An 11,498-nucleotide genomic window follows, 5' to 3' on the forward strand; every position below is an offset into this window, starting at 1 on the left:
GGGCACAGGTTCGCGCGGCATCATCGGTGCATGGTCGCGCACACCGAGCCGGAGCCGTCCAGGCCGTTGCGGTCCTGGATACGCTCCTCGCCCGGAACGCATATCTGGCTTCTGATCATCGCCGTCACCAGCATCATCGTCGCGATCGCACCCGACCAGGTCGACAGCGTCCTGCTCCACCGCAACAGCAGCAACATCCACCAGCTCGTCCAATATCCCGTCCGGGCCCTCGTCAGCAGTGCCTTCTGGATCGCGAACCCGGCCTCGCTCGCCCTCTACGCAGCGCTCTTCGAGGTGTTCCACGCCCCTGTCGAACGCTGGCTCGGCACCCTGCGCTGGTTCCTCATCGTCGCGACGGCGCACGTCGTCGCCACCCTGGTCAGCCAGAAGATCCTCTTGGCGGCCATCCAGGACCACCGGGCCCCGCACAGCATGACCCACGTCGTCGACATCGGCGTCAGCTACGGGCTCGCGGCCTCCATCGGCGTCCTCACCTACCGGCTCCCCGGACCGTGGAAATGGCTCTACCTGGCCGGAGCGGTCGCCTTCTTCGGGGTGCCCCTGCTCACCGGCGGCACCTTCACGGACCTCGGCCACGCCATCGCACTCTCCGTCGGCCTGCTCTCCTGGCCCCTCACCCGCAACGGCGTTTCACGTGAAACATGAGCAGGAACCAGGCACGGCCCCTTGTTGCTCGGGGGTCCATTGCTGGGCATCCTCACCGTCGCCTACTGGCGCCGCCGCCGGAACCACGCCTGATGCATGGAAATTCGCTGGTAAGGGACCTGCGCCCGGTGCAGAGTGAATGGTGCGGGGAGCAAAAGAAGGTCCGGGGCAGCCACTTCGAGCGCGCCGTGCGGCGCGGGCTGTCCCGGACCTCTCTCCTACGTCATGCGCGCTACGCGGCGCTCAGCAGACGCTCCAGCACCACCGCGATGCCGTCCTCCTCGTTGGAGGTCGTCACCTCGTCGGCCACGGCCTTGAGCTCGGCATGGGCATGGGCCATCGCCACCCCGTGTGCGGCCCAGCCGAACATCGGGATGTCGTTGGGCATGTCACCAAAGGCGATCGTCTCCGCCGCCTTGACCTTCAGCCGGCGCGCGGCCAGCGACAGGCCCGTGGCCTTGGTCAGACCCAGTGGCAGGATCTCGACGATGCCGGGACCTGCCATGACGATGTCGACCAGGCTGCCCACCGTCTGCCGGGCCACCTTGACGAGCGCGTCGTCGTCCAGCTCCGGGTGCTGGATGTACAGCTTGTTCAGCGGAGCCGTCCAGAGCGCCTCGGCATCCTCCAGGTAGAGGGCCGGGAGGCCTTCCTGCATCTGGTACCCGGGCCCGAACAGGACTTCGCCGTCCACCCCGTCCCGGCTGGCCGCCACGGCCAGCGGGCCGATCTCGGCCTCCAGCTTCGCCAGCGCCAGGCCGGCCAGCTGCCGGTCCAGCGTCACCGAGGTCAGCAGCCGGTGCGCACCCGCGTCGTAGACCTGCGCGCCCTGCCCGCAGACCGCGATCCCTGTGTAGCCGAGATCGTCCAGTATGTGCCGGGTCCAGGGCACGGCACGACCGGTGACGATGATGTGTGCCGCGCCCGCCGCGGTGGCCGCGACGAGCGCTTCACGGGTGCGTTCCGAGACGGTGTCGTCGCCACGCAGCAGCGTGCCGTCGAGATCGGTCGCGACGAGCTTGTACGGGAACGGGGCCGGGCTCACTTGGTGATCGGCTCCAGGACCTCGCGGCCACCGAGGTAGGGGCGGAGCACCTGCGGCACCCGTACCGAACCGTCGGCCTGCTGGTGGTTCTCCAGGATCGCGACGATCGTGCGTGGTACGGCGCACAGCGTGCCGTTCAGCGTGGACAGCGGCTGCGTCTTCTTGCCGTCTCGGTAGCGGATCGACAGACGGCGGGCCTGGAAGCTGTTGCAGTTCGAGGCCGAGGTCAGCTCGCGGTACTTGCCCTGGGTGGGGATCCACGCCTCGCAGTCGAACTTGCGCGAGGCGGAGGAGCCCAGGTCACCGGTGGCGACGTCGATCACCTGGAACGGCAGCTCAAGGCTGGTCAGCCACTGCTTCTCCCATTCCAGGAGTCGCTGGTGCTCGGCCTCGGCCTCCTCCGGCGCGACGTACGAGAACATCTCGACCTTGTCGAACTGGTGGACGCGGAAGATGCCGCGGGTGTCCTTGCCGTACGTGCCGGCCTCGCGGCGGAAGCACGGGGAGAAGCCGGCGTACCGCAGCGGCAGCTTCTCGGCGTCGATGATTTCGTCCATGTGGTACGCCGCGAGGGGGACCTCGGAGGTGCCGACCAGATAGAAGTCGTCCTTCTCCAGGTGGTACACGTTCTCGGCGGCCTGGCCGAGGAAGCCGGTGCCCTCCATGGCGCGGGGGCGGACCAGCGCCGGGGTCAGCATCGGGATGAAGCCGGCCTCGGTGGCCTGGGCGATGGCCGCGTTGACCAGCGCCAGCTCCAGCAGGGCGCCGACACCGGTCAGGTAGTAGAAGCGCGAGCCGGAGACCTTGGCGCCGCGCTCGACGTCGATGGCGCCCAGCAGTTCGCCGAGCTCCAGGTGGTCCTTGGGCTCGAAGCCCTCGGTGGCGAAGTCGCGGATGGTGCCGTGCGTCTCCAGGACGGTGAAGTCTTCTTCGCCGCCGACCGGGACGTCCTCGTGGACGATGTTGCCGAGCTGGAGCAGAAGCTGCTTGGCGGCTTCGTCGGCCTCGTTCTGCTCGGCCTCGGCGGCCTTGACGTCCTGCTTGAGCTTCTCGGCCTTCTTCAGCAGCTCGGCCCGCTCCTCGGGGGAGGCCTTGGGGATGAGCTTGCCGAGAGACCTCTGCTCATTGCGCAGTTCGTCGAAGCGCATGCCTGAGGACCTGCGGCGCTCGTCGGCGGAGAGCAGCGCGTCGACGAGTTCGACGTCCTCTCCACGGGCGCGCTGCGAGGCGCGGACACGGTCAGGGTCTTCACGGAGCAGCCGGAGGTCAATCACCCCTCAAGGCTACCGGGCTGGGCTTCCTGGCATCACACCGATATCACGCTGCGTGGCATTATGTCCGCATTGCCGCGAATGGATAAGTCTTGCCGACTGACCGGAAGTGGTTCTTCTCCGGGTATCGATTAAGCGGCCCATTCTCCGAAAAGGGGGACAGGCCGCCGACGGCGGGGCAGGCCCTGAGCAGGACCGGAGAGCCTTCTTGTCCACAGGAATTGCCCCGACCGGCATCTTATCCACAGGCTGTGTGCTGTCTCTGTGGACACAGGAATAGATCATTCCTGATCGCTGAACGGCCGGGGCGAATCGGGGTTCAAACCACCCTCACACACTCATTCGGGTGGGAATGACTCGCCCCAAAGAGTTGATCGGCGATGCGGAGGTGACACCGTTCACCTTCCGCTCCCCAGAGCGAAACCTGAGCCACCTGGGCGATTTGTCGACCTTGCCGTGCCGTTCTGTCGACTTGTCCCCAGCCCCCGTCTCCGCCTGTGGATAACTCTGTGGACAGTGGACGACGGCTCAGGCCCGTCCGTCGAGACAGCGCCCCAGCCAGTCGGAGGCGTCCGTGAAGTCACCGTCGGAGGTCCCGGGCCGAGGAGCCCGGACATCACTCTGAGCGACACCGGCACGGGGGTAGGAACCGAGGAAGCGGACCTGGGGGCAGGTCCGCTTCAGGCCCATGAGCGCCTCGCTGACGCGCCGGTCGGAGATGTGGCCCTCGGCGTCGACGGCAAAGCAGTAGTTGCCGATGCCCTGTCCGGTCGGTCGGGACTGGATGAGCATCAGGTTCACCCCACGGACCGCGAACTCCTGAAGGAGCTCCAGCAGCGCACCGGGGTGGTCGTCGCCGAGCCACAGCACGACGGAGGTCTTGTCCGCGCCGGTCGGGGCGGCCGGCCGGGCGGGGCGCCCAACCAGCACGAACCGGGTCTCGGCGTTCTCCGCGTCGTGGATCTCGGTCACCAGCGGAACGAGCCCGTAGGTGGCCGCGGCGAATTCGCCCGCGAACGCGGCGTCGAAGCGGCCCTCCTGGACCAGCCGGGCGCCGTCGGCGTTCGAGGCGGCCGACTCCCACACCGCGTCGGGCAGGTTCGCCCGCAGCCAGTTCCGCACCTGCGGCTGGGCGACCGGATGCCCGGTGACGGTCTTGACATCCGACAGGGCGGTCCCGGGCCGCACGAGCAGCGCGAAGGTGATGGGCAGCAGCACCTCGCGGTAGATCATCAGCGGTTCGCCCGAGGCCAGCTCGTCCAGCGTGGCGGTGACCCCGCCTTCCACCGAGTTCTCGATCGGAACGAGGGCAGCGGCCGCTTCGCCGTTGCGCACGGCGTCCAGGGCGGCCGGGACCGACACCATCGGGACGAGTTCCCGGGTCGCGGCTTCCGGCAGGGTGCGCAGGGCGGCCTCGGTGAAGGTGCCCTCGGGACCGAGATACGTGAAGCGGGTGGCTGACATGCGATCAGCCTAATGCCGGGGTGCCGCCCGCCGGGTTGCTGTTCATCCTTCGAGCAGTCGCTGCCCCACGTACTCGCCGCTGCGGGGGCCGGGCGGAACCGCGTACAGGCCGCTGGACTCGTGCCGGATGAACTCCGACAGCGCGTCGCCGCGGTCGAGCTTGCGCTGTACGGGTACGAATCCGCGCAGCGGATCGGCCTGCCAGCAGACGAAGAGGAGCCCGGCGTCGGGAGCGCCGTCGGGGCCGATGCCGTCGTGGAAGGAGAAAGGCCGCCGCAGCATGGCGGCCCCGCCGTTCTGCTCGGGGGCGGAGATCCGGGCGTGCGCGTTGGACGGGATGACGGGCTTCCCGTCGGCGCCGAGCTTGTCGAGCGCCATTTCGGTGGTCTCACCGCCGCCGGTCAGCGGCGCGCCCGTGGCCTTCGTGCGCCCGATGACCTGCTCCTGCTGGGCGAGGGACTGCTTGTCCCAGTCGTCGAGGAGCATGCGAATGCGCCGGACGACGGCGTACGAGCCCCCGGCCATCCAGGCGTGCCCGGCGGGCCCGGGGCCCGCGCCGGGTACGAAGATCCGCTTGTCGAAGTCGGGCTCCGAACGCTTCGGGTTGCCGGTGCCGTCGATCTGGCCCATCAGGTTGCGGGCGGTCATCGGGGTGCCGGTGGCGCCGGGAGACCGGTTGAAACCGTTCATCTGCCAGCGGACGCGGGCGGCTTCCCCGGCATCCTTCTGCAGGGCGCGCAGCGCATGGAAGGCGACGAGGCCGTCGTCGGCGCCGATCTGGACCCACAGGTCGCCGTTGCTGCGCTGGGCGTCCAGCCGGTCCGAGGAGAAGTCCGGCAGCGGGTCGAGGGCCGCGGGACGGCGTTCGGTCAGGCCGGTGCGGTCGAAGAAGGAGTGGCCGAAGCCGAAGGTGACGGTGAGGGAGGACGGGCCGGCGTCCAGCGCGATCCCGCTGTCGGAGGTCGAGGCCGGCTCGCCCGCCATCAGCCGCCGGGCGGTGTCGGACCAGCGGCGCAGCAGCGCGGCGGCCTCCCTACGGCCCGCCCCGGCGCTGAGGTCGAAGGCGACGAGGTGACCCTTGGCCTGCAGCGGAGTGATGATGCCGGCCTGGTGTTCTCCCTCGAAGGCCACCCGGGTGGCGCCGAGGGAGGCCAGGCTGCCGGCAGCTCCAGGGGCGGAGCCGTTCCCGGAGTCGTCCAGCACGGAGTGCGCCAGGGCGCCGCTTGCGGCGCCGAGGGCCAACCCGACGGCGCCCGCGGCGCCGACGGTACCCAGCAGCCTGCGCCGGGAGATCTCGATGTCGGGGTTGGTCTCGGTCACGCTGGTCAGCCGATCTTCACGGTCTTCTGGACGGTGGTCTGGTCAATGTCGGAGGTACGGACGGTCACGTCGATGCGCCATTCACCGGCGAGCGGCAGCTGGACGCCGGAGGCGGTCCAGTGTCCGGGGGCCGCCTCCTCGGGAACGAGCGGCAGGGGGCCGATGTCCCTGGCGGGGAGGGTGAAGGCGACCTTGACCTCGGGGAGGTCGAAGGGGGTGCCCTCGGCGGATTCGGACCAGAGGTGCAGGGTGTTCGCGCCGACCCGTCCCGGGTCGAGTTCGAGCCGGACGGAGCCCTTGCCGTTCGGGCCGCCGGTGTCGAAAGGCAGAGTGATCTTGACTGCCCGGTCGGGGACGGCGGTGGTGGCGGAACCGCGGCCCGCCTCCCGCTCCACGGTGCGCCCCGGCTCGGTGCTGGTGAGCACGGTGGTGACGGCGAGCAGGATCACGGCGATGGCCGCCTCGGCGAGGACGGAACGGCGCAGGCCGGCGCGGTCCGGGTCGGCGTCCCGCGCCCGCTTCTCCAGCGCGCTCTCGCGAGCGGCCCGCTGCCGGGCGAGCTGGGCGGCCCGCTCCGGGTCCGCGGGGACGGCCGCGGGCTCTGTTTCACGTGAAACACCGGGGCCTTCGGAGACGGCACCCAGGGCTGTTTCACGTGAAACAGGGTCGGCGGTCTGTCCGACGCCCGCAACGGCCGCGACGGCGGCCTCTCCGTCCGCGGGGGCCTCGGCGAGCCGCGCGGTCCACGTGCGGGACACGTAGGCGATGCCGAGGAGGACGGCGACCAGGCCGACCTTCAGAAGAAGCAGCTGCCCGTAGTCGGTGCCGGTGAGGGCGGACCAACTGCCGAGCTGGCGCCAGGACTGGTAGACGCCGGTGCCGGCGAGCATCAGGACGCTGACGAAGGCGACCTGGGAGAAGCGCCGGACGGCCGCCCGCTCGATCCCGGGGACCTTGTGGAGGGCGACGAGCAGCGCGGCGAGACCGCCGAGCCACGTGGCGACGGCCAGCAGGTGCAGGATGTCGGCGGGCATGGCCACAGCGGGCTGGATACCGGTGGAGGCGTGCTCGGAGAGAGCCCAGGTGGCGGCGATACCGCCGGAGACGACGGCTCCGCCGATGGCCAGACCGAAAGTGAGATCGCTGGTGTCGTCCGGCCTCTCGGCCTCATCGGACCTGTCGGCATAGGACCCGTCGGCTTGGTGGGACCCGTCGGCTTGGTGGGACCCGTCGGTCTCCCCCTCGGCCCGGTCGGTCCCATGGGGCCCGACGCCCGCCACGCGGCGTGCGTAGACGCCGAAGAGGACCGCTACGAACAGGGCGGCAGCGCCGAGCAGAAGGAGCCTGGAGACGAGCGAGGCCCCGGTCTTGGTCGCCAGGACGGCACGGAGCCCGTCGAGGTCGAACATGTCGGAGAAGTTCCCGGACCCGGTGTACGGAGTCCGCAGCACCAGCATGGCGAGGGTGGCCGCGGTCAGGATGACCCAGGCGCGCACGACGAGCTTCTGGAGCGGCCGTTCGGCGGCACCCCGGCGCCAGCACAACAGGATGAAGGCGGCGCCGCCCACGAGGACGGTGAACCCGCCGTAGGCGGCGTAGCGGGCGATCCCGTAGGCGATACCGACAGGTCCGCCGCCCGCCCGCGCGGTGGGCAGGGAGACGTCGGTGGCCGAGGGCGCGCCGATGGAGAAGGTGAAGGCGCCGGAGATCGGATGGCTGTCGGCCGAGACGGCCTGCCAGGCGACGGTGTACGTGCCGTTCGGCAGTCCGGTGTGCAGGGCGGTGCCGTAGCGGACGGTGTTCCCGCTGCACATGTCGCGCAGCTCGCCGGTGTCCACGCGTGTGCCCTGGGGGTCCAGGACGCGGATCGAGTCGTCGCCCATGGAGACCTTCTCCGAGAAAGAGAGAGTGACCTGGGCGGGGGCCGTGGCGACCACCGCCCCGTCCGTGGGGTCGCTCGCGGTGAGTGCGGCGTGCGCCGTGGCCGGTGAGGCCGCGGTGAACAGGCTTGCCAGCAGGGCTGCGAGGACCAGCGCCAGCCGCGGCGGGAATGCCGTGGCACGGGCGCGGGCCGTGGAGGGGGCGGTGGCCGTCATGGCGTGTGAGCTCCTCGGTCCGTCAGTGGTGGTTGCCGGACGTAGCTGTCGGAGCCTGGGCGCTGTAGGTCCGGTCCTTCACGTCCAGCTCGACCTTGACCGGGCGGGAGTTCTCGAAGTGGAGCTCGACGGTGATCTTGTCGCCGACCTTGGGAGTGCTCTTGAGCCCCATGAACATGATGTGGTTGCCACCGCGCTCCAGCCGGAGCTGACCGTCCGCCGGCACATCCATCGACCGGACCTGCTGCATCTTCTGGTCCTTGGTCTCGTGGATCTGGAGATCGTCGGAGAGTGAGGAGGTGGCGCCGGTGAGCTTGTCGGGGCTCTCGGTCGGGTTGGAGATGACCATGAACCCGCCCGCCATCTTGTCGTTCACGGGCTCGGGCATGAAGGCGCCGCTGACGGTCATCTTCGGCTCGGCCTCGCCGGAGCAGCCGGATATGGCGAGCATTGCCGTCAAGGAGAGAGCGGCGGTGAGGGTGCGCCTGGTGCGGGCGTTCACGGGTTCTCCCCCTTGATGAGCTTCGGCAGGTCCCTGGTGTAGTCGTCGACGGTGGTGCTCTCGCCGTAGAGGACGTAGCCCTCGTCGGTCTTGGGCGAGAACGCGATGACCTGGGCGCCGTGCATGGAGACGACGTTGCCGTCGGCCCCCTTCGTGGCGGCCTCGATACCGATGCCGAGCGTGCGTGCGGCGGCCTGGATGGTCGCGAAGTCCCCGGTGAGTCCGACGAAGGACGGGTCCTGCGACTTGAGCCACGCGGCGAGGGACTCGGGAGTGTCCCTTTCGGGGTCGGTGGTGACGAAGACGACCCGGAGGTTGTCCTGGTCGGCCTTGGGGAGTGCCTTCTTGGCGACGGCGATGTTGCTCATCGTCAGCGGGCACACGTCGGGGCAGTTGGTGTAGCCGAAGTAGATGAGAGTCGGCTGGCCCTTGGTCTGCTCACGCAGGTTCCACGGGTTGCCGGTGGTGTCCGTGAGGACGAGCTCCGGCTTGGTGAAGGGGCGGTCCAGGAGGGTCGCGGCCTTGGTGTTGCTCTGACCGCCGGAGATCTGGGTGACCCCGCCGGCCTTGGCGGACTCACCGTCGCAGGCGGTGAGGGTGAGTACGGCCGCCGCGAGCAGCGCGGCAACCGTCACACGTGTGGTGCGCATGAGGAAATGTCCCTGGGATCGGGGATGCTACGGACGTTTCGGAACGGCAGCGCCGATGGGCGCGGCGGGTCAGGCGGAGCGGCGGCGCGAGGCGATGCCGAAGGCGGCACCGCCGAGCCCGACGACGATGCCGGCGATGCCGAGGACGCGAGCGGTGGTGTCGGAGCCGTGTTCGGCGGCGGCCTCGTCGTGGCCGTGCTGGCCGTCCTTGCCGGCGTTCTTCGGCTCGTCGGCCTTGGCACCACTGCCGTGGTGGTCGTCGCCCTTGGGGGCGGTCAGCTTCAGGACGGGCGCGGGGCTCTGCGGCTCCGCGGCGCCTTCCTTGGCCTCCTCGATCCAGCGGACGACTTCGCCGTTGTCGTACGTCTGGATGGACTTGAAGACCATCTGGTCGACGGCCTCGGGCAGTTTGCCCACGGAGAGCGGGAACTGCTGGAACTTGCCGGGTTCGATCTTGCCGCCGGACCAGGTCACCTTGGTGACGGCCTCGTTGATCTGCTTTCCGTGCACGGTGAGCGGCTTGTCGAGCTTGCTCTTCTCGACCGTCACGGTCCAGCCGGGAACGTCCTGCGGCATGACGGAGGTGAGCGGCTGGTCGATCGGGAAGTTGACCTCCAGCTGGGTGGTCGACGCGTTGTCCCGCTCGTTGGGGACCTTGAAGTTGATCGTCGCGTAGCCGCCCTTGGCAGCCTCACCGGCAGGCTGCACGCCGACGTGGGCGAAGGCCGGACCGGAGAGGAGGAGGACGGAACCGGCGGCGATGGCGGCGGCGATGGAGACGCGAGAGGTCTTCATGGCAGGAACACTCCACGGAAGCAGTGGTGGCGGTTGTTCCGTGCACGTGCGCGCACGGAGTTCGCGGCACCGGTACCCCGCTCTGTGTGGGGGAAGAAGGGCGCCGCGTCAGGCTGCGAGGGCGAGTGCCACGGGTGGGCCGCGCCGGATCACCGTGTGCTGGAGTGCTTCGCGCCCCGTGCGGAGGGTGGGGTCGCAGCCCGTCCGCGGGTCCTGCGGGGTACGGGGGGCGGAGCCCGGGAGTCCGGCGCCGAGGGCACGTACGAAGGCGAGTGCGGCGTGCAGCGGACGTAGCGGGGCGGCTTCGGCGGAGCGCCGGGACAGCGCGACCAGTCGCAAGAGCGCGGCGTCGCCGCGGCCGAGCAGCCAGCCCAGGGCGAGTGCGGCCAGCAGGTGGCCGGCCAGCATGGCCGGGCTGAACAGGCCGATCGCGGGTGCCGTGGTGACGGCCTGGGCCACGTGCGCGTGTGCTCCGTGGGCCTGTGCCACAGCCTGCCCGGCCTGTGCCGTCTGCTCGGCCAGGGCGGCCGGGTCCAGGCCGGCGGCTTCCAGGATCTGCCGGGCGTCGGCCGGGCTGAGCGGTACGGAGTTGCCTCCGCACACCAGCCGTGCGGCGAGTTCGGCCAGCGATGCGTCCGCCGTGCCCGCCGGTGCCTGCGCGGCCGCGGCGCTGTGCTGGCCGAGGCCGAACATCGCGTGCAGGCCGAGTTGTCCGGCGGTGAGCCCGGCGGTGATGCCGGGCAGCGTCCGCGGACGGCCCGCGAGCGGGGCGGCGACCGCGAAGACGGCGAGAAAACCGAGACACAGCGACCACCAGGGCACGGTGGCGCAGGACGCCAGGGCGTGCCCGAGCGCGGACAGCACGACACAGACCGCGGTGAACACCGCGGCCCGGATCAGCCGGAGACCGGTTCCGGCATGCGTCGCGTGGGGGTCGGACATGGCCGGGCCATCATCGCACTGCGCTGAGGCCCTTCATACGGCAGGTCCGGAAGGTCCGAGTGAGTCAGCTGTAGCGAGGAGCGTTCGGGCCGGCCGCATACACCGCTCCCTGGGAGAGCCGCATCGGCCGAACGGGCGCATCGAGGTCTCGGATGGTCGCAGAGCGCTTACGCCCCCTCGCGGGCGGCAATACGTAACCGTATGAGCATCTGGTGGTCTCTCCACTTGAGGCGCGAAGCCGCGAGCGTGCCGCTCGCCAGGCGACTGCTGCTGGGAACGATGGAGACCGCGGGGGTGGATCCGGACATCTCCTTCGATCTCTCGGTGGCGCTGAGCGAGGCGTGTGCGAACGCGGTGGAGCACGGCGGGGGTGGCGAAATCCCGGACGAGACCGAGGCGTACCACGTCACGGCCTATCTGGACGGGGATTGCTGCCGCATCGAGGTGACCGATTCCGGTCCGGGTTTCCCGCCCGCGACGGTGGCCCGCCGCAGACCCTCCCTGGCCGAACACGGCCGGGGGCTGCACCTGATCGCCGAGCTCGCCGACCACGTCCGCTTCCGCAACCGGCCGGGCCGTGGCGCGGTGGTGAGCTTCGACAAGATGCTGAAGTGGCGCGACGGCGCGCTCCTGAAGGTGTCGTAGCAAGTCGTAGGCGGTCGTAGGCGCCTGGGCGCCCTGGGCGCCTCGGGCGTTCTGGTTGCCTTGGGTGTGCTGGGAACGCCGATGGGCGGGACCCCGTAGAGG

General features: G+C 70.1%; 11 protein-coding genes. 2 read left to right on the forward strand and 9 right to left on the reverse strand.

Annotated features, from left to right (window positions below; translation table 11 throughout):
- Nucleotides 1-30 precede the first annotated feature (30 nt).
- Entirely contained in the window at nt 31-666 is a 636-nt protein-coding gene (locus ACWGIU_RS15675; RefSeq protein WP_453706098.1) for a rhomboid-like protein, read from the forward strand.
- Between the two features lie 232 nt (nt 667-898).
- On the opposite strand, the gene ACWGIU_RS15680 is transcribed toward ACWGIU_RS15675, so the two are convergent.
- From ACWGIU_RS15680 to ACWGIU_RS15720, 9 genes are all read right to left on the reverse strand, one after another.
- Complete coding sequence (locus ACWGIU_RS15680) at nt 899-1,711, reverse strand: HAD family hydrolase (protein ID WP_453706100.1); 813 nt, start codon at nt 1,709-1,711, stop codon at nt 899-901.
- The gene (serS, locus tag ACWGIU_RS15685; RefSeq protein WP_453706102.1) at nt 1,708-2,985 is read right to left on the reverse strand and encodes a serine--tRNA ligase; all 1,278 of its coding nucleotides are present in this window, start codon (nt 2,983-2,985) and stop codon (nt 1,708-1,710) included. The genes ACWGIU_RS15680 and serS overlap by 4 nt, the downstream gene beginning before the upstream one ends.
- A gap of 525 nt (nt 2,986-3,510) precedes the next feature.
- Nucleotides 3,511-4,446 carry a prephenate dehydratase gene (gene pheA, locus ACWGIU_RS15690; protein WP_453706104.1) on the reverse strand — a complete coding sequence of 312 codons (936 nt, stop codon included), beginning with the start codon at nt 4,444-4,446 and terminating at the stop codon, nt 3,511-3,513.
- 42 nt (nt 4,447-4,488) lie between these two features.
- Nucleotides 4,489-5,766 (reverse strand): iron uptake transporter deferrochelatase/peroxidase subunit, encoded by a 1,278-nt coding sequence (gene efeB, locus ACWGIU_RS15695; RefSeq protein WP_453706105.1) that lies wholly within the window; start codon nt 5,764-5,766, stop codon nt 4,489-4,491.
- Between the two features lie 5 nt (nt 5,767-5,771).
- On the reverse strand, nt 5,772-7,862 hold the full coding sequence (locus ACWGIU_RS15700; RefSeq protein ID WP_453706107.1) for a copper resistance CopC/CopD family protein: 2,091 nt from the start codon (nt 7,860-7,862) through the stop codon (nt 5,772-5,774).
- 22 nt (nt 7,863-7,884) lie between these two features.
- Nucleotides 7,885-8,364, reverse strand: a complete 480-nt coding sequence (locus ACWGIU_RS15705) for a copper chaperone PCu(A)C (protein ID WP_453706109.1) — start codon at nt 8,362-8,364, stop codon at nt 7,885-7,887.
- On the reverse strand, nt 8,361-9,014 hold the full coding sequence (locus tag ACWGIU_RS15710; protein ID WP_453706111.1) for an SCO family protein: 654 nt from the start codon (nt 9,012-9,014) through the stop codon (nt 8,361-8,363). The genes ACWGIU_RS15705 and ACWGIU_RS15710 overlap by 4 nt, the downstream gene beginning before the upstream one ends.
- A 69-nt stretch (nt 9,015-9,083) precedes the next feature.
- Nucleotides 9,084-9,809 (reverse strand): YcnI family copper-binding membrane protein, encoded by a 726-nt coding sequence (locus tag ACWGIU_RS15715; RefSeq protein ID WP_453706112.1) that lies wholly within the window; start codon nt 9,807-9,809, stop codon nt 9,084-9,086.
- Nucleotides 9,810-9,917: 108 nt separating this feature from the next.
- Nucleotides 9,918-10,751, reverse strand: a complete 834-nt coding sequence (locus ACWGIU_RS15720; protein ID WP_453706114.1) for a hypothetical protein — start codon at nt 10,749-10,751, stop codon at nt 9,918-9,920.
- 201 nt (nt 10,752-10,952) lie between these two features.
- Here ACWGIU_RS15720 and ACWGIU_RS15725 point away from each other — a divergent pair, with 201 nt between their 5' ends.
- Nucleotides 10,953-11,396, forward strand: coding sequence for an ATP-binding protein (locus ACWGIU_RS15725; protein ID WP_453706116.1), 444 nt, complete (start codon nt 10,953-10,955; stop codon nt 11,394-11,396).
- Nucleotides 11,397-11,498 lie beyond the last annotated feature (102 nt).

It is taken from the genome of Streptomyces sp. NPDC054840 (assembly GCF_053611065.1).